At 42.4% G+C, this 23,076-nt stretch carries 12 protein-coding genes; 2 read left to right on the top strand and 10 right to left on the bottom strand.

Annotation, left to right across the window (positions count from 1 at the left end; all coding sequences use genetic code 11):
* The first annotated feature begins 7 nt into the window (after positions 1 to 7).
* Positions 8 to 2,599, top strand: coding sequence for a PEP/pyruvate-binding domain-containing protein (locus tag M8E35_RS05475; protein ID WP_252467790.1), 2,592 nt, complete (start codon positions 8 to 10; stop codon positions 2,597 to 2,599).
* Between the two features lie 97 nt (positions 2,600 to 2,696).
* Here M8E35_RS05475 and M8E35_RS05470 read toward each other — a convergent pair whose 3' ends face one another.
* From M8E35_RS05470 to M8E35_RS05445, 6 genes are all read right to left on the bottom strand, one after another.
* A complete protein-coding gene (locus tag M8E35_RS05470) occupies positions 2,697 to 3,269 on the bottom strand; it encodes an ANTAR domain-containing response regulator (RefSeq protein WP_252467789.1) in 573 nt (190 codons plus the stop codon).
* A 32-nt stretch (positions 3,270 to 3,301) separates the two neighbouring features.
* Positions 3,302 to 4,630: a type I glutamate--ammonia ligase gene (glnA, locus tag M8E35_RS05465; protein ID WP_252467788.1), complete on the bottom strand. Its 1,329-nt coding sequence runs from the start codon at positions 4,628 to 4,630 to the stop codon at positions 3,302 to 3,304.
* A 644-nt stretch (positions 4,631 to 5,274) separates the two neighbouring features.
* Positions 5,275 to 6,504, bottom strand: a complete 1,230-nt coding sequence (gene mutY / locus M8E35_RS05460) for an A/G-specific adenine glycosylase (RefSeq protein ID WP_252467787.1) — start codon at positions 6,502 to 6,504, stop codon at positions 5,275 to 5,277.
* Between the two features lie 48 nt (positions 6,505 to 6,552).
* The gene (locus M8E35_RS05455; protein WP_229248609.1) at positions 6,553 to 6,978 is read right to left on the bottom strand and encodes an EamA family transporter; all 426 of its coding nucleotides are present in this window, start codon (positions 6,976 to 6,978) and stop codon (positions 6,553 to 6,555) included.
* Between the two features lie 129 nt (positions 6,979 to 7,107).
* The gene (locus M8E35_RS05450) at positions 7,108 to 9,492 is read right to left on the bottom strand and encodes an ATP-dependent DNA helicase (RefSeq protein WP_252467843.1); all 2,385 of its coding nucleotides are present in this window, start codon (positions 9,490 to 9,492) and stop codon (positions 7,108 to 7,110) included.
* A gap of 15 nt (positions 9,493 to 9,507) precedes the next feature.
* Complete coding sequence (locus M8E35_RS05445; RefSeq protein ID WP_252467786.1) at positions 9,508 to 10,440, bottom strand: magnesium transporter CorA family protein; 933 nt, start codon at positions 10,438 to 10,440, stop codon at positions 9,508 to 9,510.
* Between the two features lie 272 nt (positions 10,441 to 10,712).
* Between M8E35_RS05445 and M8E35_RS05440 the strand changes: the two genes are divergently transcribed.
* Complete coding sequence (locus M8E35_RS05440; RefSeq protein WP_252467785.1) at positions 10,713 to 11,912, top strand: MFS transporter; 1,200 nt, start codon at positions 10,713 to 10,715, stop codon at positions 11,910 to 11,912.
* Between the two features lie 370 nt (positions 11,913 to 12,282).
* On the opposite strand, the gene M8E35_RS05435 is transcribed toward M8E35_RS05440, so the two are convergent.
* The 4 genes from M8E35_RS05435 to M8E35_RS05420 form a co-directional block, all read right to left on the bottom strand.
* A complete protein-coding gene (locus M8E35_RS05435) occupies positions 12,283 to 13,767 on the bottom strand; it encodes a glutamate synthase subunit beta (protein ID WP_252467784.1) in 1,485 nt (494 codons plus the stop codon).
* 18 nt (positions 13,768 to 13,785) lie between these two features.
* Complete coding sequence (gltB, locus tag M8E35_RS05430; RefSeq protein WP_252467783.1) at positions 13,786 to 18,360, bottom strand: glutamate synthase large subunit; 4,575 nt, start codon at positions 18,358 to 18,360, stop codon at positions 13,786 to 13,788.
* A gap of 615 nt (positions 18,361 to 18,975) precedes the next feature.
* The gene (locus tag M8E35_RS05425; RefSeq protein WP_252467782.1) at positions 18,976 to 20,625 is read right to left on the bottom strand and encodes a long-chain-fatty-acid--CoA ligase; all 1,650 of its coding nucleotides are present in this window, start codon (positions 20,623 to 20,625) and stop codon (positions 18,976 to 18,978) included.
* 204 nt (positions 20,626 to 20,829) lie between these two features.
* Positions 20,830 to 22,485: an AMP-binding protein gene (locus tag M8E35_RS05420; RefSeq protein ID WP_252467781.1), complete on the bottom strand. Its 1,656-nt coding sequence runs from the start codon at positions 22,483 to 22,485 to the stop codon at positions 20,830 to 20,832.
* Positions 22,486 to 23,076 lie beyond the last annotated feature (591 nt).

Raw genomic sequence — 23,076 nt, 5'->3', positions numbered from 1 at the left:
ATTTGAAATGGAAAAGCCTCAAACTGTAACTACTGGCTTTACTTCTTTGGATAACGTCATTCAACATTTGAGAATGGGGGATAATGTTGTTTTTGAAGTTAGAAACCTTGAAGTATATAAGAGGTTCGTCACTGCATTTATCCAAGCGAATATTGATTCATCAAAAAAGATAATCTATATTCGCTTTACACAGCACGATCCGCTCATAAATAATGACAGTATTGAGGTTTTCCCAGTCAATGCCGATAACGGATTTGAAGAGTTTTGTTCCCAAATCCATGAGAAGATTACTCTCGAAGGACGAGATGTATTCTATATTTTCGACTGCTTATCTGAGCTTCTAGATCGTTGGGCTACTGATTCAATGATTGGAAATTTCTTCAAGGTTACTTGTCCCTATCTTTATGAGCTAAATACTATTGCATATTTTGCAACTTTTAAAAATCATAACTCCTTCCATACCACAGCAGTCATTCGTGATACAACTCAGGTCTTATTTGATATTTTTCAAGTTGACGCTAAAACCTATGTGTATCCTCTGAAAGTCTGGAATCGTTACACACCGACATTATTCCTGCCTCATCTTGTTCATGGAGACCGATTTATACCTGTAACCAGCAGTGGGGATGTTGCTGCGCTCTATTCTAAACTCGGCGAAAATGATGAAAACCCTGAAAGAGATCTTGATTATTGGGACCGTCTATTTATAAGGGCCGGAGAACTCCGAGCCTCCCCATTAACTAAAAATCAAATAACAGAGCACATTAATCAATTATCTAAAATATTCTTGACCCGCGATGAGAGGATTCTCGAATTGATTTCGGTGCATTTTTCCCTTCAAGATATATTGTCCGTAAAGTCACGTTTAATTGGTTCCGGATTTATCGGTGGTAAAGCTGTCGGAATGCTTCTGGCACGGAAAATTCTAATTCAAGCATCTGAAACATGGAGCAGCAAACTAGAACCTCATGATTCATTTTATATTGGCTCAGATGTTTATTACTCTTATCTGGTTGATAATAATTTATGGAAACTTAAAATGGAACAACGACGAGCCCCCCAAGAAAGTCTGGGAACAGCCTTAAACCTCAGAGAGAAAATTCTCCAAGGACAATTTAATGAGGCAATAAAACACAAATTCCTCAGGATGCTGGAATACTTCGGTCAATCCCCAATTATTGTACGCTCCAGCAGTCTTTTAGAAGATGGTTTTGGAAATGCCTTTCCGGGTAAATACGAAAGTATCTTTTGTATTAATCAGGGTACCCTGGATGAACGCTATCAGCGCTTTACTAAGGCCGTTCGAGAAGTCTTTGCCAGCACTCTAAGCGAAGAGGCCTTAACTTATAGGGAAAAGCATGATCTTAGCAATTCAGAAGAGCAAATGGCCCTCCTTGTCCAAAGGGTTTCCGGATCTAATAAGCAGGACTACTTTTTCCCGGATATCGCAGGGGTAGGATTCTCCTACAACACGTACGTTTGGGACCCTCAGATAAATCCAAACGCTGGTATGATACGACTTGTGGTCGGGCTGGGTACCAGGGCTGTGAATCGCCTAGAAGGAGATTATGCTAGAATTGCCGCCTTAGATCGGCCCCAATGTATCCCATATGACGGACTGAGAAGTTTTAAGGCCTATTCACAGCAAAAAATTGATGTACTAAACATCCGTCGTAATCGGCAAGAATGTCTTTCAATTCAAGAACTGATGGATCAACCGATCGACTTGCATCAAACAATGATCGCCGAACGAGATCATGAAACTGAACAAAAAATCCAACAACTCGGGCTAAAACGCAAAGAATCCTGGGTTTTTAGTTTTAATCCATTCTTTTCACACACGGATTTCCCTTTAACCTTTTCTAAACTTCTCAAAACCCTCGAATCCGCCTATCGTCATCCGGTTGATATTGAGTTCACAGTGAACTTCAATAGCAATGGCAACTATCAGATTAATCTCTTACAATGCAGACCCTTACAAGTTCAGGGGTTTAAAAAACGTATAGAATTCCCTGAAGCACTTCCATTAAACCAAGTTCTTTTTAAAAGCAAGGGTTGCTTTATGGGTGGCAACATATATACAAATATCCATAAAGTAATAATTGTCGAGCCACATGCTTATAACCTGCTAAGCCAATCTGACAAATACGAGGTTGCCAGAATCGTTGGCAGGCTCAATCAGCAAATCAATAAAGAGATAACGACTGTTCTGCTCCTAGGTCCCGGAAGGTGGGGATCGCGTATCCCTTCATTGGGAGTTCCCGTTGCTTTTGCGGAATTCAATCATGTTTCTATTTTAGGCGAGATCGGCTACCATAACACTGGATTCCTCCCGGACGTATCGTTTGGAACTCATTTTTTTCAAGACATGATCGAAAGCGAGATTTTTTATCTGGCCCTTTTTCCAGAAAAAAATGAAACAATTTATCAGTTAGATCTGCTAAAAAACTTCGCTGAAACTACAGTGGATATGATTCCAGAAAAATCAAATTTGAGAAATGTGATAAAGGTCTATAATATTACCCCCGGGAAACCCGGATTACAATTAATTTCAGATATTTCAACACAAGAGATCCAATGTTTTTTCACTGATACTTAATAATCAGCAGAGTACGGGGGCCCACTCCCACTTGAAGAAATGCGAGTCTTACGATTGGATAAAAAGGGATACCTGGCTCAAAAACCAAGTATCCCTCTTATTCGTACTTCTTTATAATCTCTTCCGCTACCAGAACCTGAGGAAGACGCAAGTCCATGGCTTTTTTCTGGATAAGGCGGAAGGCTTGAGGCTCGCTCAAATTTAGTTTTTCCACAAGCATCCACTTCGCCTGTTCAACAATCTTACGCTCATCCATCCGCTTCTTTAAACTATCCCGCTCAGTTATTAATTGGGCCATCGAATTTCGTACTGATAGGGCGAATCGAACAGTTTGCAACAATGTTAAGCGATTAATGGGCTTAGGCAGAATCAGTGCATTAATTTTCTCAAGACTGCATTGCATATCAAGCAGATGTTCCGGCCTTGCGATTACTACTATTCCTGCAGATGTTTTCTCGTGAACATCAAAGACCAGATCTGTACCATGTTCATCGGGCAGCGGAGTACTTATAATTACTATATCTAATACGGTGTTAAAGAAATTCCTGCGCGCTTCACTGGCTGAATGAGCGCAGCTAACCGGATAAAAACCTTCTTTTATGAGCATCGTTTGCATGCTGCTCGCCATTTCAGCCTTTCCACAAACGATTAAAACACTCCCTGCGCTCACTACAATCACCCCTTTGAGCAGGGATACGACAGTTAATAAGATTTCAGATACTTATCAATCTCCCATGCATGAATGGAGTTATCATAGGCTTCCCATTCCAAAGCCTTTGTGGCTAAATATTTATTAAACGTATGCGCACCAAGTGTCGATTGAATTAAAGGGTCTTTCTTCATCTCTTCAAGAGCGAACAAGAGATTTGAAGGTAACCGTTCAAGATTAAGTTCTTTCTCCTGTTCAGGCGTCAAATTGTAAATATTAACGTTAATTGGATCAACCAGCGGCAAACGATTGTTTAAACCGTCAAGTCCTGCCTCCAGTACTAACGCTAAGGTTAAATAAGGATTACAGGTAGGATCAGGACTTCTGAGTTCGAGCCTTGTCCCCTCTCCCCTAGGTGCAGGAACCCTCAGTAAAGGACTTCTGTTCATATGTGACCAGGCGATATGCACTGGAGCTTCAAAGCCCGCTTTCAATCGTTTATAGGAGTTTACAAGGGGATTGGCGATGGCTGTAATTCCTTTAATATGACTCAATAGCCCTGCAGCAAAATACTTTGCAGTTTCAGATATATCGGTGGTGCCTGGGCCTCTGCTAAAGAGGTTGGAACCATTTTGGGTCAATGACATATTGATGTGCATTCCCGAACCATTGACGCCGGGAAGCGGTTTAGGCATAAAAGTAGCATGCAGACCATTTCGTTGAGCAATGATCTTGACTACCATTTTAAAGGTCATAATATTATCTGCCGCAGTTAGAGCATCCGTGTATCTGAAATCAATTTCATGTTGCCCCGCCGCTGTCTCATGATGCGATGCTTCGATTTCAAACCCCATTTCCTCTAAGACCATGCAAATCTCCCGACGGGTGTTTTCCCCCTGGTCAATGGGTGCCAGATCACAATAGCTAGCCGAGTCATGGGTAATCGTGGTTGGCTGACCTTCATCGTCGTTGTAAAACATAAAAAACTCACATTCCGGACCAACTTGGAAGGTATAGCCTAAGTCTTGCACTTTCTTTAAGGTTCGTTTGAGAATATAGCGGGGATCTCCTTCAAACTGAGAACCGTCATGATTTTTAATATCACATATGATTCTTGCAACCTTGCCCTGTTGCGGCCTCCAAGGAATGACTGAGAAGGTACCCGGATCTGGGAAAAGAAACATATCAGACGATTCAATACCGGAGAATCCCGCCACAGCTGAGCCGTCAAACATAACTCCGTTTTCGAAAGCAATGGCAAGCTGTTTATCTGTGATCGCAATGTTCTTCATGTTACCGGCAATATCCGTAAACTGCAGACGAATAAATCGAACATCATTTTCCTTTACAAACTTTAGACAATCTTCTTTTGAAAAATGCAATTGAGGTGCTCTCCTTTCTCAAAGTGAAAAATATGAACTAAAATCGCCATTATTAGACTTATTATATCCCATATAAATCTTGTTTGCAGTCATAGTTCATAATCCTTACCAACCACAATAAAGATTTCCATAAGGTCTTGTATTATAAAGAATTAACTTAGAAAATGGTTTATCTAAAATCTACTCATAATTCCCGCCAAAATATCCTACATAATCTTTAACATAGCGATTAAGCTGTTACGGGTATAACTTTACGTTATATACTTTCTGGAAGGTCCCTTCTCACCATAACAACTTTCTGACTAGTTAAAAAAGACGCTCCTAAGAAACTGCACTTAAATCAAGCACAAAATTTCTTATGAGCGCCTTTGCTCTATTCATTAACTGGTTTATACACTTAAAGTAACATAGAGACCACCTCACATTCAACTGTTTTAGCCCATGTATACAATATATATTTTTTTACTTGGTAATTTGACAAATTAATCTAACAAGGCCGAAATTAGTGTTTATTCCATCATCTTTTTCTCTTAAATTTTCTGCAATCCCATATTGATTTACTCCAAGGGTCGAGACATTAAAGGCGGCAATATGGGAGGATCATCATCGCCCAAAGTTTCAGGTGTACCGTTTAAAATATAATACTAATCAATCGTTAAACAACTTTCAACGATGGCAGTAAAAGCAACCGGAAGAGGGAGCAATCCCAGCTCATTCGTGGAAACCCACCGTTGCTTATCAAGCTTGTTTACTTCCTTAGGCTCTGCCCAATACTTTTCATCTATTTCTCTCAGGGAGGAAGCGTTCGTCGGTTCTGCCCGAAACGTTTCAGACAGATCAATAATTGACCAGATTATTTTCCAACGCCGATGGCTAAAGGTATACCAAACTGGACCATGAAACTCTATCCCTTTCTCGAATTGGCCTTTCACTTGAACATCAAACGCTCTATCAGGCACCGCCTGTTTGAAAAATTCAAAGCAATCATCCATAGTAATGACAGGCAGACCGTCCTGCAAGCTATGAATATCCCCGAGACTCAATTCCACACCTGGGAACTCCCATAGATCAGCCAATAACCCCTTGGAAGGGCGTTTTTGAATATATAACCGGTTGCCTTTACGCAGAACAAAAATCAAGCGAGTAACCTCTTGGCGTTGAGCCTTGAGCTTCTTTACAGGGTAGCGCAGGAAGTCGCCCTGCAAATACCCCTTGCAAACTTCGGCTAAAGGACAACCTTTACAGTCCGGTTTCGTGGGGGAACAAACCATCGCGCCTAGTTCCATCAAGGCCTGATTGAAATCCCCCGGCTTTTGAGCTGATTGCCATGCCATAAGATGATCTTTAAAGTGACGATAGCTGCGAACTGTCTCTACCGGTTCCGGCCAAGCCAAGAGACGTGATACTACCCGCTTTACATTTCCATCTATAGCCGCTACTCTTTGCCCAAAGGCAATACTCGCTATAGCCCCTGCGGTATAATCCCCGATCCCCGGAATTTGCAGAAGTTCATCATACCCTCTTGGCATTTTTCCTCCCAGTTTTAGAATCAGATAGTTAGCCCCTTCCCACATACGACGGGCTCGGGAATAGTATCCCAGTCCACTCCAGATCGTTAAAACATCCTCAAGGCTTGCCGTACCAAGTTTTTCAACGCTGGGAAAGCGGTTTAAAAATCGTTCATAGTACGGAATGACCGTCTTCACCTGAGTTTGTTGGAGCATGACCTCCGACACCCAAATCGCATATGGGTCTCCGGTCTTCCGCCATGGCAAGTCCCTTTGCTCCGCTGTATACCAAGTTAATAATCGTGCAGATAAACTTAAACCCTGATCGTCCGCATTACCATTTGAGATATCATCTAATAAATCCATCTTATGTCGTCTCCTATAGTTGCATAAATTTGTTCAGTTTAATAACTATTACTTGTTGATTAATACCAATCCTACCATGCAAAATACCACCCCAATAATTTGGTTAACTGCAAAACCCTCTTTGTAAAACAGTATTCCTATGGGAATAAGCATAATAGCAAGAATAATATTTGCTACCAAAGATCCGACGCTTAAATTCCACCCCGCCCTATACGCAAGCAAATAACCTAATTCAAGGCCTATTATCGCAACACCCAAGGCAAAGCTAGTCCAATTTAACTCATGAAAGGATTGAAAAAAACCCTTATCCGTTTTATAAAAAGGAAAGGCTATTAGAGTTAAAACAGCTGCAGTCAAATAGGTAACCAGCAAAGCCGAAAAGGGGTTGGCACTGTGAGGGGTAGACTTTTGACACACATTGTAAATAATATTTGATGTGACTATAAGTACAATAGGAAAAAAATACATTATCATTATCAAAAACCTCATTTATTGCATATTTATTCCTCGTCTATTAAACCATAAAAACAAGCGCTAAGCCTAGTAGCATTTCGCTTGTTTTAGCAACATTCTAATTCCTTCAAGAAACCCTATTGACCAAATTTAATCTGAGATCCAGAAGTTTTTAATGACAGGAAGCATACTGTCTAGTGATCCAGCGTTGCACACCTTTTTCCATTCATCAGGAAACAATTTTCTATAGGATGCTTTTGAAAAGCGTTCATCTATTAGTAAGACAATCCCTCTATCTTTTTCTGTTCGAATCACCCTGCCTACTGCCTGTAAGACTTTGTTCATCCCAGGATAAAGATACGCAAATTCGAAACCCTGATGGCTTGCTGTTTCATAATATGTGCGAAGAATTTCTCGTTCCATGCAAACCTGTGGCAAGCCAACTCCTACTACTATCGCTCCTGAGAGCCTATCCCCAATCAGGTCGATACCTTCGCCGAAGATCCCGCCCATCAAAACAAAACCCACTAGGGTTTGCTCGGGGTTATGTGAAAATCTTATTAAAAAAGCCTCTCGTTCCTCTTCAGTCAAACCGGAACTTTGGCAGATTACGTCTACTTGAGGGTTTAGTGCCTTAAATCTTAGATAAACTTCATTCATATAATGATACGAAGGAAAATAGGCTAAATAGTTCCCCTTTTTGTATAGAACCGCCGCCGAAATCGCTTCTGCAACTTGCTCGTAAGTCGCGGCCCGTTGCTTATACTTAGTAGATATACGATCATTTATCAGCAGACAAAGATGCTCTGGGGGAAAAGGAGACGTTAGTTTAAGTTTGTAAGACGTTTGGTCCCCGCCTAAAATGTTCATAAAGTATTCCATTGGACTCAGTGTCGCCGAAAAAAGCACAGCGGAGCGACCTCTTTCTAGAGCTTCCTTTAGGCGCATAGAAGGATCAAGGCAGAACAACTTAATTTTAAAATCATCCCTTGTTAAATACTTATAAGTAACATATCGCTCATTATAACTATCTGCTGTTCTGGTAAAACTTAACGCCTGGAAATAGTGTTCAACCAGTTGTTCCCGCCAAGAAAACAGTTGCTCGTTCGTTTTTAGGAAATATTCAGCCGCTTTAACAAAGTTCCTTAATGCTTGAATCAGTTTGGTTGGGGATTCCTTTCCAACACTCTCCCCATTTTCACCAGCTTCTGTGCAACCCTTTTTTTCTTTAACTAAAGCAGAATTAACTTTTGTCAAACTTTTAGTCAGCCTCAAGTCGTCTTCTTTTGTTAATCTCTTTAAACTCAGCCAAGATTCCTTCCCCAGCTCGGCTGAAAACATATCCCTTGCTCTGTCTACTAAATTATGTGCTTCATCCACCAAAAAGGTGTACTCTCCTCCTTCTAGAAAAAAGCGCCTTAAATAGACGCGTGGATCAAACACATAATTATAATCACAAATCACCACATCTGCCCAATTTGCCATTTCCAAGGAGAACTCAAAAGGACAAACAACGTGCTTGCGAGCATATAGCTCGATTATTTGTCGTGTCCAAGCTTGTTCCTTAAAGACGTCCTCCACAGCTCCTCTCACCCGATCATAATATCCTCGTGCAAATGGACAGTCTTCGGGCAAGCATGACGCTTCGGGAAGAAAACACAGTTTACTTTTAGCCGTTAACGTCAGACGTTTAATATCTAATCCTTGTGATTGTATATCTGTCAGGGCTTTTTCGGCAACTGTGCGAGTAATAGTTTTCGCAGTAAGATAGAAAATCTGCACAGTAAACCCTTCAGCCATAGCCTTTAAGGCAGGAAACAGCGTGCCAATAGTCTTTCCAATACCTGTAGGGGCTTGGGCAAACAACTTCTGACTTTGTTTAATCGTCTGATAAACGGCTACTGCTAATTCACGCTGACCTGGTCTATAGGTTCCGAAGGGAAATTGCATTGTCCGAATGCTTTCGTCTCTCTTCATCGCCCATTCTTGCAATTGACATGCCCATGTCAAATACTGCTCGACCAGACTAAAGAAGAACTCTGTTAGTTCTGTCCGAGAAAAATTTCTCAAGAATTTCTTGGTTTGGACGGTATCAAGCTGAACATAAGTAAGCTGTGTCTCCATTGTTTCTAAGCCTTCTTGCATGGCATACATAAATGCATAACATCGAGCTTGAGCCCAATGCAAATCACTGAATGATTCATCGATCAAATCTAAGTCCAAGGAAGTGGTCTTGATCTCATCAATACAAGCACCGGATTCCTTCATTATGATACCGTCGGCACGACCTTTAATTTCTAAGCAGAGGTTTTCGCTTATGCTCTTGGGCACCCAACCGTCTTGGGTTTCCTGATTAGGATAAACGTAACTGAGCGTAACTTCAGGTACATAGTCTGCTCCACTAATTTTTTGGATATATTGATGGGCTTTGATTCCTTCCAAGGCCCTTGAAGCACCTATGGATCCTGGTTGCAAGTCTCCGCGTCTGAGTACAAATTCAACCAAATTACGCACTGAAATTTTGATTATCACAATTGATTAGATCCTTCCTCAGAACATTTTTCTTTTCGCTAAAAAAATAATACCGCCAAAGCAGAGGACGACAGACATGCCAACGATAATCACAAAACCATAGTCAGATGTCTGAAACGGAATTCTTACATTCATTCCGAAAAAGCTAGCCAGCATAGTTGGTAGGGCTAAAACAATCGTAATGGACGCTAAAAACTTCATCACCATATTTAAGTTATTAGAAATAATAGAAGCAAAAGCATCCATCATGCTACTCGAAATGTTGCTATAGGTTTCCGCCATCTCTACTGCTTGTTTATTTTCTATAATAACATCTTCCAGCAAATCCTGATCCTCTTCATAGATTTTCAAAACCCTTGTCCTTAGCATTTTTTCCATAACTTTTTCATTGGATTTCAAGGAAGTCGTAAAATACAAAAGACTTTTTTGAAGATTTAACAACCGAATTAATTCCTTATTCTTCATCGATTTGTGAAGTGTTAACTCAATTTCGTTAGTCTTCTTTTCAATCTCTCTTAGTAAGGTTAGATATAAGGTAGCACTTTTATAGAGGATTTGAAACAAAAACCGGGTCTTCTTATGAGTATTCATTCCGCGGACTTTCCCGGTCGCAAAGTCCTTAAGAACTTCAACGTCCTGCAAACACACTGTCACAAAATGATCTTCTGTCAATATGATTCCAAGAGGAATTGTATCGTAAATGACCGTCGCATTTTGAATAATCGGCACATTAATAATAACTAAGATTTGGTTACTCTCCGACTCAATTCGGGGCCGCTCTTCATCGTCTAATGCATCCCTGATAAAATGATCATTCTCAAGTCTTATCGCCTTAGTGACAAGAGCTATTTCGTCTTCCGTCGGATTTATCATATTTATCCAAGAGCCCTTTTCCTCTGGTTTGTCAGTTTTTACGATATTATTTCCGATAGTATTATAGACTGCTAACATTTTTCTTCCTCCCACTTTGGATCTTCCAAACCAGTCTTTTACCTTTTAAAAAGGACGAGAATCGCTCTTTTATTAATACCCTAATTTCATTGATCAATCACACTCTATAGGTTACCATTAACTAGGTTTGTTTACAATTTTCCCAATAATTTTCATCATATCAATTATTAACTTTAGACTGCATAAAAAGATTCGAAAACCGCAGGAATTTCTATGTTCAAGTAGAATTATATATCTGAGATATATGAAAAGAGAGTAAGAGGTTAAACGATATGTGGGGAATAGGGAAAAGGGATTTTGTCTTATTTTTAATGGCCAGTGCAGTAATAGGCATTACACAAAGTATAGATACTTCCTTTTTTAATAACTTTTTGAATGATAATTATCAACTAACCATATCTCAAAGAACATTTCTAGAAATACCACGTGAATTCCCAGGGTTTGCAGTTGTCTTTGTAACTGGTTTATTGTTTGCCTTCGGAGACGTACGGACGGCTGCTGTGGCAAACCTCCTTGGAGGTCTGGGGGCTCTCGGACTGGCATTCTGGTCGCCTGAATATCTGCCTATGATTGGTTGGCTGACGCTTTACAGCATGGGCCAACATTTATTTATGCCCATGTCCAACAGTATTGGAATGAACCTTGCAACAGACGGTCAGATGGGGAGACGGTTAGGTCAGATCAACTCGGTAAACACCGCTGTCTTTCTGGCGACAAGTCTGGCAACCGCTTTTTTATTTAGGTTTATTAAAATAGACTATCATTTGGCCTTGTCTATTTCGGCAGGTGCCTTCTTTTTATCCGCTATTCTTATATTATTAATGAAACCCCACTCTGGCAAGAGAGTCGGAAAACGCTTTGTCCTACGCAAGGAATATAAAGTCTTCTATGGACTTAGTATTCTTTATGGAGCAAGGAAGCAGATTTTCATTACCTTTGGACCTTGGGTCCTGATCAAAGTATTTGATCAAGGAGTAGCTACTTTTGCCGTTCTTAGCTTTCTTATCGCCGGATTGGGAATTGTCTTTAAGCCTTTTATTGGTTATTTAATTGACAATGCGGGAGAAAGATTTGTTCTGGCTGGAGAAGCTGTGTCTTTAATCTTTATCTGTCTGGGTTATGCCTTTACTCAAGGAATATTTGAAAATTTGGGTATGGACAAAATTGCTCTATACACTATTTGTGGATTATTTGTACTAGATCAAATGCTGGCATCCGTGAGTATGGCCAGAGCTACCTATGTCAAAAAAATCGCCCTTAGTCCAGAAGATGTTTCTCCCACATTGTCTATGGGAATAAGCATCGACCACATAGTCTCTATGTTTGTACCATTTTTAGGCGGTTTTATCTGGACTATTTTCGGCTATGAATACGTTTTTGTGATCGGCGCCGCTATTGCAGCACTAAATTTGTTCTTGACCACCAAGATGCAACGATTTTATAAACTGCCTAATAATGAGTCTGCCGTCTAAATCCATTACAGATAGAAATTTTCACTTCATACCTCGTTCAGCTAAAGCTTAAGATCGAGACTTCGGTGATTAAGTCTCCAGTACGATAATCTCCGGTGGAGATTATCGCCGAAAGCGCACGGCCCGTAACGAATACTATTGCGCTAAGGATAGACTTACGCCGAAGGCGCATATCCATCAGACAAATACTTTCGCGCCATAGGATGGACTCTGCCCTGCGGAAGCAGAATAAGGAATACCCACTTATAGAAGTGGAACTCTTCTTTGAATGATAATTGATGAATTTAAAAGTTCCCCCTTGGCAGACATAATAAAAAGGACCCGCATCACCAACTTTTGAACGGTGTTGCGGGCCTTAATACTTACTGACTTATTTAATGACACTTTTACCCATCAGGTATTTATCGACTTCCCTTGCGGCAAGCTTTCCTTCTTGGAGAGCCCAGACTATGAGACTCTGACCTCTTCTCATATCGCCTGCGGTGAATACCTTATCCACATTGGTCTCAAAAACCTCATATTCTGCTTTCACATTGCTGCGGGGGTCTCTATCAAGCTTAAGCTCATTCGCTATCATATCTTCCGGACCTAGAAATCCCATGGCCAGAAGCACAAGGTCAGCTTTCCAGACTTTGTCGCTCCCTTGAACTTCTTGAGGCACTATTCTTCCAGAAGCATCCCTGACCCAGGAGATTTCTACCGTGTGAACTTCCGTGACCTCACCGTTTTCATTTCCCACAATCTTTTTAGTGGATATAAGGTAGTTTCTAGGATCCTTGCCATACAGGCTTATAGCTTCTTCCTGACCGTAGTCCACATTTAGCATCTTCGGCCATTCAGGCCAAGGATTATGCTCTTCTATTCTCTTAGCTGGCGGTTCAGGCATAATTTCAAACTGAAAGGCACTCTCACAACCATGCCGTATAGAGGTGGCTACGCAGTCCGTTCCTGTATCCCCCCCACCGATAACGATAACGTTCTTACCTTTGGCGCTAATGAAATTGCCGTCCTGAAGATTTGAATCCAAGAGGCTTTTGGTATTAGCCTTTAGAAAATCCACAGCAAAGTGAACCCCCTTAAGGTCTTTTCCTTCAACGTCAAGTCCTCGCGCTTTGGTTGCACCGGCGCACAGTACAACTGCATCATATTGATCAACCAATTCCTGCGAACTGATGTCTTTGCCCACCTCAGTGTTAAGCACGAATTGGATTCCTGATTCCTTCAGCAGTGTAAATCGTCTTTCCACAATGCGTTTTTCAAGCTTCATGTTCGGAATCCCGTACATCATTAAGCCGCCAACTCTGTCGCTTCTCTCATATACAGTTACGTCATGTCCCACGGCCTTTAAATAGTAGGCAGCAGATAGTCCCGAAGGGCCTGAACCGACAATGGCAATTCTCTTTCCTGTAGCCTTACCCTTCCTGGGTTTTACCCACCCTTCGGCAAAAGCTTTCTCAATGATTTCATATTCGAGACTGTTTATGGTAACAGGCTCCATGATATAGCCTTCTGTGCAGGCCCCTTCACACGGTGCAGGGCAGACTCTGGACGTAAATTCCGGGAAAGGGCTGGTTCTGGTCAGCCTTTGGTATGCTTCCTCCCACTGCCCCTTATAAATAAGCTCATTCCACTCCGGAATAAGATTGTGAAGAGGACATCCCGAAGCCATGCCATTTAACAGCACACCGCCGTGACAGAAAGGGACTCCACAGTTCATGCATCGTGCACCCTGAGTTTTGATTACCTCAGGATCTCGCGACAACCTTATCTCGCCCCAGTCTTTGATTCTTTCTTCTGGAGATCGTTTTTTCGGTTTGATTCTCTCATACTCTAAAAATCCAGTTGCTTTTCCCATTTCAGTCCCACCTCGCCCTTAAATCCTGGAAACATCTTTAAAATTCTCTTCAAATGCGGCCATCAAGGCCTCTTCGCCGCTTAAGCCCGCCTCTTGAGCCTTAGTAATGTTCTCCAGCATACGTTTGTAATCTTTAGGAATAACCTTAGTGAATCTCACCGAATAGCTTTCCCAGCTGTCAAGAACTCTCCTGCCTTGAGGACTGCCGGTGCTCTCTACATGTTTTTGTATCATTTCCTGGATTTCGTTCATTTCTTCTTCAGATTCAATTTTCTCCAGTGTCACCATCGACTTGTTGCAGTAAACTTCATCAAAATCCAGAATATAAGCTATCCCACCGGACATCCCGGCTGCAAAGTTCCTTCCTGTCTTGCCCAGGATAACTACTTTACCGCCTGTCATATATTCACAGCCATGGTCACCTACGCCTTCGACTACTGCTTTTACCCCACTGTTCCTGACACAGAATCTTTCCCCAGCTATCCCGTTGATGTAGGCCTCCCCTGAAGTTGCCCCATAGAAAGCGACATTTCCGATCAGAATATTCTTCTCAGGCTCAAAGTCAGAAGTTTTGGGAGGATAAACCACAATTTTTGCGCCTGAAAGGCCTTTTCCTAAATAGTCGTTTGAATCTCCTTCTAATTCCAGAGAAAGCCCTTTCGGAGTAAATGCACCAAAACTTTGTCCGGCTGATCCTACAAAGGTAAGCTTGATTGTATCTTCAGGAAGTCCAGTTTCACCGTATCTCTTGGAAATTTCGCTTCCGATAATTGTGCCGACAACTCGGTCCACATTATTGATCTTGAGTTTAGCTCGGATAGGTGTTTGATTCTCAAGAGCCGGTTTACAGATTCTAAGCAGCTTTTTTAAATCCATTGATTCTTCCAGCATATGGTTCTGAGACTGAGTGTTGAATCGGCTGACATCGGCACCGGCGTACGGTTGATAAAGAATTGGGGACAGATCTAAGTGCGCCGCCTTCCAGTGCTTAACTTTCTCTTTGGTTTTAAGTCGATCCGAACGTCCAACCATTTCATTGATTGTCCTAAAGCCGAGTTTAGCCATGATTTCGCGCATTTCTTGAGCGATAAATTTCATGAAGTTCTCAACATGGTCAGGCTTTCCTGTGAAGTTTTTCCTTAGATTTTCATCTTGAGTCGCTATCCCTACAGGACATGTGTTAAGATTACAAACCCTCATCATGACACATCCTAAGGCAATTAGCGGTGTAGTCGCAAATCCGTATTCCTCAGCTCCCAGCATTGCCGCAATGACAACATCCCGCCCTGATAGCAACTTGCCATCTGTTTCAACAACCACTCTATCTCTTAGCTTGTTTAAAACCAAGGTCTGATGAGTCTCGGCAAGCCCCAGCTCCCAAGGAAGTCCCGTATTTCTGATACTTGTTCTTGGGGAAGCACCAGTTCCTCCGTCGTATCCACTGATAAGAATAACGTCTGCTTTACCTTTAGCCACTCCTGCAGCGATTGTCCCTACTCCAACTTCTGAAACGAGCTTGACGTTAATCCGCGCATCCCGATTGGCATTTTTCAGGTCAAAAATCAGTTCAGCCAAATCTTCGATTGAATAGATATCATGGTGCGGCGGAGGAGAAATAAGATTTACGCCCGGGGTTGAATGCCTTACCCTGGCGATTTCTGGATAAACCTTTCGTCCCGGAAGCTGGCCGCCTTCACCCGGCTTTGCTCCCTGAGCCATTTTAATTTGAATCTCCTGGGCATTCACTAAATAGTTACTGGTAACGCCAAAACGTCCTGAAGCCACCTGCTTAATGGCACTGTTCTTCGTGTCTCCGTTTACCATGACCTTAAATCGTTCGCTGTCCTCTCCGCCTTCACCCGAGTTGCTTTTCCCTCCCAATCTGTTCATGGCAATGGCCAGACACTCGTGGGCCTCTTTGCTTATAGATCCGTAGGACATAGCTCCGGTCTTAAACCTTTTAACTATTGACTCAACTGATTCCACTTCTTCTATGGGAATGGTGTCGCCTGCATTAATCTTAAAATCAAGAAGACTCCTTAAGGTGTAGATTTCGTCTTCGTTTATCTTTTTTGAATAATCCTTATAAAGAGGGTAATTTCCTTCTCGGCATGCTTTTTGAAGCATGTAGATGGTTTCAGAATTGTAGAGATGGATTTCTCCATCCTCCTTACACTGGAAGTATCCGCCTATTTCAAGGGAGTCCGTATACAGTGAATTCTCATCATAGGCGCTTTCATGCCGCATTTGATTTTCTAGAGCGATCTCTTCAAGTCCTATTCCTTCCAGTCTGGAAGGTGTCATTGTGAAATACTTATCAATAAGCTCCTTTTTAAGGCCTACTGCCTCAAAGATTTGAGCTCCGTGGTAACTTCTCATGGTAGAAATGCCCATTTTCGTGAGTACTTTGAGCACTCCTTTAACCGAAGCTTTAATGAAATTCTTTTTAGCCTCTTCGTAATTCAGTCCCTCTAACAGTCCTTTTCCAGCGAGGTCTTTAATGGTTTCATAAGCCAGATAAGGATTAATTGCCGTAACTCCATAACCAATCAGCGTACAAAAATGGTGTACTTCTCTCGGCTCAGCAGATTCCAGCACAATTCCCAGATTAGTTCGGATTTCTTTTCTGATCAGGTGGTGGTGAAGTCCTGAGGATGCCAAAAGTGCTGGTATTGCTGCCAGCTTCTCATCGGCGCCCCGGTCTGAGAGAATAATGATATTAGCGCCTTCATTGATCGCCTTGTCCGCTTCTCTGAAAACACTTTCTAAAGCCCTTTCCATAGACTTTGCCCCTTCCGAGACTTGATAAAGTATGGAAAGGGTAGCAGCTTTGAGCCTGCCATCATTTCGTTGCTTAATCGTTTGAAGCTGTTCATTGGTTAGTATCGGTTGCTCAAGGGACAAGCTCGCTGAGTTTCTTTGATCAGGGTCCAGAAGATTTCCGGTATCTCCAAGCAACATGCTTCCCGAAGTGACTATGTCTTCCCTTATTCCGTCAATGGGAGGATTGGTAACCTGGGCAAAGAGCTGTTTGAAATAAAGGTACAGCATCTGAGGTTTCTCAGATAATACAGCAAGAGGGGAATCCATACCCATGGCTCCTATAGGATCTACACCCTCTATTGCCATAGGCTGAATAGTTTTAGTGATGTCCTCAAACGTATAGCCAAAGGCTTTCTGTTGCTTTATAAGGTCTTCCCTTATCTTCTCTTCCTTAACATTCTCAACCGAAAGATCGCTGAGTTTGACGATATGGCGGCTGTTCCATTCTTCATAGGGATGCATCATCGCTACACTTTGCTTTACTTCTTCATCTGAAATGATCCTCTTCGCTCGGGTATCAATAAGCAACATTTTGCCTGGTTCCAGCCTGCCTTTATATTTTACATTTTCAGGCTTGATATCAATTACTCCGACTTCTGAAGCCAGAACAACTTTGTCATCTTTTGTAACATAATACCTTGAAGGTCTGAGTCCGTTTCTGTCCAGTACTCCACCAATGACCACACCGTCTGTAAAACCCATGGCAGCGGGACCATCCCAAGGCTCCATTAAAAAGTCATGGAATTGGTAGAAATCCTTTTTTTCCTTAGACATCTGCTCATTCTTTTCCCAAGGTTCAGGGATCATCATCATTACGGAGTGTGGAAGCGACCTGCCGGTAAGGTGAAGAAATTCCAGGCTGTTGTCGAACATCGCAGAATCACTGCCTGACTCATCAACGATAGGGTAGACTTTCGAGAGATCATCAAACAGCGGGGAAGCGATACACTTTTGTCTCGCCTTCATCCAATTTACATTCCCTCTAATCGTATTTATCTCGCCATTGTGAACAATGTATCTGTTGGGATGAGCCCTCTCCCAACTTGGAAAGGTGTTGGTGCTGAACCTTGAATGGACCATAGCGAGTGCTGATACAAAATCAAGGTCGGAAAGGTCAAGATAGAAATCTCTCAGTTGCTCTGCTGTAAGCATGCCTTTATAAACGATAGTTTTAGAGGAAAGGCTGGCAACATAGAATGTCCCTCCCTTATCTTCGCACATCGGGACCATGACTTTTTCTGCTTTTTTTCTTATGATATACAGTTTTCTTTCAAAGTCCATTTCATCTGATATGCTGGTATTCTTTTCGATAAAAACCTGAATAAATCTGGGCATTACCGCCTTTGCGCCTTCGCCGACTGTAGTCATATCGATAGGGACTTCCCTCCAGCCAAGGATCTTCTGGCCTTCCTCCCGGGCAATTTTTTCGAAGGTTTCCATCTGCGTTTTTCTGAAATCATCATACTTATGTGCAAAAATCATGCCTACGCCATAGTTGCCTTTTTCCGGCAAATTAAAACCCAGAACATCACATTCTCTTTTGAAGAAACCATGAGGAATCTGAATTAGTATACCGGCACCGTCGCCGGTATTTTCATCCGCTCCGCTTGCCCCTCTGTGACTTAAGTTTTCCAATACAGTTAAAGCTTCTTCTATAATGCCATGAGACTTTTCACCCTTGATATTCACAACGAATCCCATACCGCATGCATCATGTTCTAATGCTGGATCGTAAAGTCCCTGTTTCTTTGGCAAACCATAACTTTGCATATAACTCACCCTTCGTTGCGAATTTAATATTTATAAAACAAAAAAGCGCCCTCAAAAGAATGCACCTCAGATCTGGAAGTACAAAACTTTTTCGAGCGCCTTTGCCCTGCATTATTAAATTAAATTCAAGATTAAACAATTTAGTTTGTTTAATTAAACTTAACATAAGAACACAAATGATTCAACTGTTTTAGCTAGATTATACAGTAAACATGCGAAAAAATGTCCTATACCTGTCGACTTACACAAATCCCTTTGCTTGGCATCAAATTCTAATTTAGCTCCTTATTTATAATTCCCAGACTCGCACTTCAAGTAGGTGTTCCTTATTCTTCTTCGGTGACGATAGTCTCCAGTGGAGAGTATCCCCGAACGCCTTTCCCGATAGACCCACTCGGCGCGAAGGAGGTAGACTCCTCCACCGAAGTCTCGATGTTCAGCTTTTAGCTGAACGAGTTCACTATTCCTGCTTACGAAAAACGAATAAATCGGCAACAAAACAAATCTTAATAAGAGAAGCCCTTCGGAATGAGCAACTCCAAAGGGCTTTGAGCTATATGTCTGATTTTCAGGGGCATTAATCCCTGAAATGATCCCCCTCTTTTTTTATAATATTCAGGTTTGGCTGACAGCCGCTGCTTGAATTTTCGCCTTCTCCTCTTCTACAAGCTGACGCCGCAAAACTTTACCTACGATCGTCCTAGGTAATTCATTTCTAAACTCAACAAGACGCGGGACTTTAAAAGCGGCTAACTTGTTCCGGCAATAATCTATAAATTCTTGCTCAGTTGCTTCGGTATTAGCTTGCAAGACAATAAATGCTTTAACCGTCTCGCCTCGATAGGCGTCAGGCACTCCTGCCACAACTACTTCTTTAACTTTAGGATGTTTATATAAAACTTCTTCAATATCGCGGGGATATACGTTGAACCCCCCTGCAATAATCATATCTTTCTTACGGTCGATAATATAACAGAAACCCTCTTCATCCATTCTTGCCATATCGCCAGTATGCAACCAGCCATTACGCAAGGTTTCAGCCGTCTCCTGCGGTTTTTCCCAGTATCCTTTCATTACTTGCGGACCACGAATACATAATTCTCCTATTTCCCCTATGGGGAGTTCCTTATCACCCGTTTCCAGATCAGTGATTATATAATCCGTGTCGGGAAGAGGTAATCCAATGGAGCCAGCTCGCGTAGGGCGGTCAAGCGGATTGCAGTGGGTTATTGGGGATGCTTCGGAAAGTCCGTATCCTTCCACCAGATTTCCCATACCATGCGTCACCACACCAAACTTCTGAGCAACCTCTAAGGGCAAAGGAGCGGAACCACTCGTGCAAACTTTTATTTCAGCTAAGCTCTCATGGTATTCCGCAATGCGGGGGTGCATATTCAAGGCCATAAACATAGTTGGTGCCCCAGGAAACAAAGTAGGCTTGTAGGCACGAATCGTTTCCAATACCTGATCGGGGTCAAAACGAGGCAATATTATCTGAGTAGCGGCTACTGCCACTGCATAATTAACGCAGTCAGTCATGCCATATACATGAAATACTGGCAAGATCGTGAGAACTCGTTCAGCTCCATACTTCATGTCAATTGACCATTCAATAACTTGTTGGGTATTAGCGCTAAGATTATTGTGAGTGAGCATAACCCCTTTAGAGATACCCGTAGTACCACCAGTATATTGCAAAACCGCCAAATCTTTTGCAGGATCAATGGTTACTTCAGGAAGAGCCGGCTCACATTTGATAAGATCATCGTATGAATACATGTCCGGGGCTGCTTTGACCGGTGCCAGAAAATTAAACACTATAACTCTTTTCAGGGGGGTCTCCTGGAGTACATTCTTTACACAAGGATACATCATTTCAAACACAATGATCGTGGTTGCCCCTGAATCATTCATCTGATGAGCAATTTCCGGTTCAACATACATAGGGTTTGTCTGGACGACGATCGCACCCAATTTGAGCAAAGCAAAGAAGGCGACTTCCCATTGGGGACAATTAGGACCCATCAGCCCCACACGTTCCCCTTTTGTAACACCCAGATCAGCTAAAGCAGTGGCAAAGCGGTTGACCTGATCACCGAATTGTCTATAAGTAACGGTATGACCTGCAAAGATCATAGCAGGAGTATCCGGCATTTTGGAGACTGTCTCGTCAAACATCTGACCTAGTGACTTATTGGGATAATCAATATGGTACCTTACATTGGCAGGATAGCTTTTTATCCATACTCTCTCGTTTTCCGTCATCCCTTTTCCTCCTCTTACTTTTAGTTATTTAATCATAGGCATAAATAGAGAAAACAGATCTTTTGAATATCTTCGCCTTATGACCTATAAAACTAATTCTTAAATCTTCTCACCTTTTCTTCTTGGCATCACTCTTCTTTGCATTATTCTTAACCACCTAACACAGGTAAGACTTGTCGATCAACTTTTTTGCATCACTAATCTCTAGTTCTGTTTTTCTTTTAACAGCCTGCGTAACACTTTTCCCGCTCCGGTGGCTGGTAAGGACTCGCGAAATTCCACATAGCGCGGGGCCTTGTATGGGGCCATTCTTTGTTTAGCCCAGTCCATAATGTTCTGATCCGTAATATGAGTGCTCTGACCCGATTTGAGAACGACATAGGCTTTTACTACTTCTCCTTTTTGGGCATCGGGTACACCTGTAACTGCTGCTTGTGCTATCCCTTCATGCCGCATCAGCATGGCTTCCACTTCCTCTGGGAACACACTGTACCCGCTTACCTTAATCATCTCTTTGAATCGTCCGCAGAAGATTAAATAATTTTCCGCATCCAACTGCCCCATATCTCCAGTGTATATCCATCCCTCACGCAGAGTCTGAGCACTTTCTTCAGGCTTATTCCAATAGCCTTTGAAAGCACCTGGAGTGGAGATAACTATTTCTCCCATTTCTCCAACAGGCTTTTCCTTGCCAGTTTCCGGATCAACAATGCGTATCTTTGTTTCATAGGTAGGAATACCTTGTGTTCCCCACTTAACAGCATTCGAAGGCATAAAGGTGTCCGCGGTGTGAGTCTCACTTAGACCGTAGGCCCCCTCACAAATCTGGCAGCCTCCCGTGAACTTAGCCCAAGCCTCAGCAATCTCCTGGGTCAGGTTAATCCCAAAACTGGTACCCCTAGTTGTTCTTAAGGAGGAAATATCATATTGTCCAGCATTTGGTACCTGCATAACTGCGACATTCATAGGAACAACGCTATACCACCACGTACATTTGTACCGATCAATCGCTTGCAAAATGGTAAGCGGATCAAACCGATACAAAAGCACCATACTCGCGTTAGCATAAATCGGGCAATTAAGCCCCAATAACATCCCAGCGATGTGGTAAAGCGGTACCACAGTAAGAAAAATATCCTTCTCCAATATTCGGTTGCTTTGTGTTGCAGCCGCGGTTTTAAAGAGAGCATTACCGTAAGAAAGCATAGCCCCCTTAGGTTTACCCGTCGTGCCAGAAGTGTAAACCATTAGACTAATATCATCCATGTTAACGTCCACAGCGGGTACTGAGCCTTTCACATCGTTTATAACCGAAAGCATGTCTTGAACATCCGATATGATCGGCTTAGGTTTGCAAATCTCGGCTGGGACATTCAACGAAGGTTCATCCGGTAGAAAATCCCCATAATTCGTTAGAATAATCTGCTCGATTTTAGTTTTAGATTGTACCTTAGCAACAACATCGTACAGACTGTCCGCCGCTACAATGACCTTAGCTTCCATATCAATTAACTGGTACTCCAGTTCCCACTCCTTAAATAATGGACTGCAAGGACTAACAACCGCCCCGATTTTCTGGATGCCATAATGAGCAATAAAATACTGTGGACAATTGGAGAGAAAAAGTGCTACACGCTCACCCTTCTTGACTCCAGAACTCGATAAAAAGGATGCAAACCGCTCGCTAAGATCATCTAACTCCCCATAGGTAATCTCCCGCCCATACCATATAATCGCAATCCTCTCCGGATTTAGACGAGCATTACCCCTCAAATACTCGTGCAAAGGCTTCTGCCCCTTAAAATAAGTCAAGTTCGGATCTAAATTACCAGGCCAATCTTTGCGTATTAGTTCATCCATAGCCTGCCTCCTCAAATTTCTTTTGTAAACTTGACATTCCATAATTATACAACTTGCTGAAACTCTCCTTTCCAAGTGAAGTTGAAACAGTAGTTTACATATTAATATGAATTTTCTGATAATTTATATTAAAATTTTTTACACCTCTATAAATCTATTTTAAATTCTTCCTCGTCCCCCCGTTCCCACCCCCGTCGACCAAAAAGAAAGGGGACAATTGCATAGTGAACCCATTCGTGGGAGTTCACGATAAAGCGAGCGCCGATGCTGAAGGCCAATTTCGCCCAGGTTCACATCCTGCGCCACCCAGAGGTTGGCGAAATTCCTTCAGCAACTAGCGAACCAGTGAACGGGAACGTGGGTGAACGGGCAATTTCCCCTGTCTTTCACAAGACCCCAAAGACGAACCCAAGACCGTCCCCAACGTCGCCCGTTCCTTCCACTCCCCTCGTTCCTACCCCCGTCGACCAGAAAGTAAGGGGACAATTGCATAGTGAACCCATTCGTGGGAGTTCACGTTAAAGCGAGCTCCGATGCTGAAGGGCAATTTCGCCCAGGTTCACATCCTGCGCTACCCGGGGGTTGGCGAAA

Source organism: Desulfosporosinus nitroreducens (genome assembly GCF_023897015.1).
GTDB lineage: Bacteria > Bacillota > Desulfitobacteriia > Desulfitobacteriales > Desulfitobacteriaceae > Desulfosporosinus > Desulfosporosinus nitroreducens.
Note: the sequence above shows the minus strand (reverse complement) of the source record. Positions and strands in the feature narration are given on the sequence as shown.

Coding starts and splice junctions, on each gene's coding strand:
- M8E35_RS05445 (WP_252467786.1), bottom strand. CDS start 10,440: ATGTTAGCAGTCTATAATACTATCGGAAATAATATCGTAAAAACTGAC.
- M8E35_RS05425 (WP_252467782.1), bottom strand. CDS start 20,625: ATGACGGAAAACGAGAGAGTATGGATAAAAAGCTATCCTGCCAATGTA.
- M8E35_RS05475 (WP_252467790.1), top strand. CDS start 8: ATGGAAAAGCCTCAAACTGTAACTACTGGCTTTACTTCTTTGGATAAC.
- mutY (WP_252467787.1), bottom strand. CDS start 6,504: ATGGATTTATTAGATGATATCTCAAATGGTAATGCGGACGATCAGGGT.
- M8E35_RS05440 (WP_252467785.1), top strand. CDS start 10,713: ATGTGGGGAATAGGGAAAAGGGATTTTGTCTTATTTTTAATGGCCAGT.
- M8E35_RS05420 (WP_252467781.1), bottom strand. CDS start 22,485: ATGGATGAACTAATACGCAAAGATTGGCCTGGTAATTTAGATCCGAAC.
- M8E35_RS05455 (WP_229248609.1), bottom strand. CDS start 6,978: ATGATAATGTATTTTTTTCCTATTGTACTTATAGTCACATCAAATATT.
- M8E35_RS05435 (WP_252467784.1), bottom strand. CDS start 13,767: ATGGGAAAAGCAACTGGATTTTTAGAGTATGAGAGAATCAAACCGAAA.
- gltB (WP_252467783.1), bottom strand. CDS start 18,360: ATGCAAAGTTATGGTTTGCCAAAGAAACAGGGACTTTACGATCCAGCA.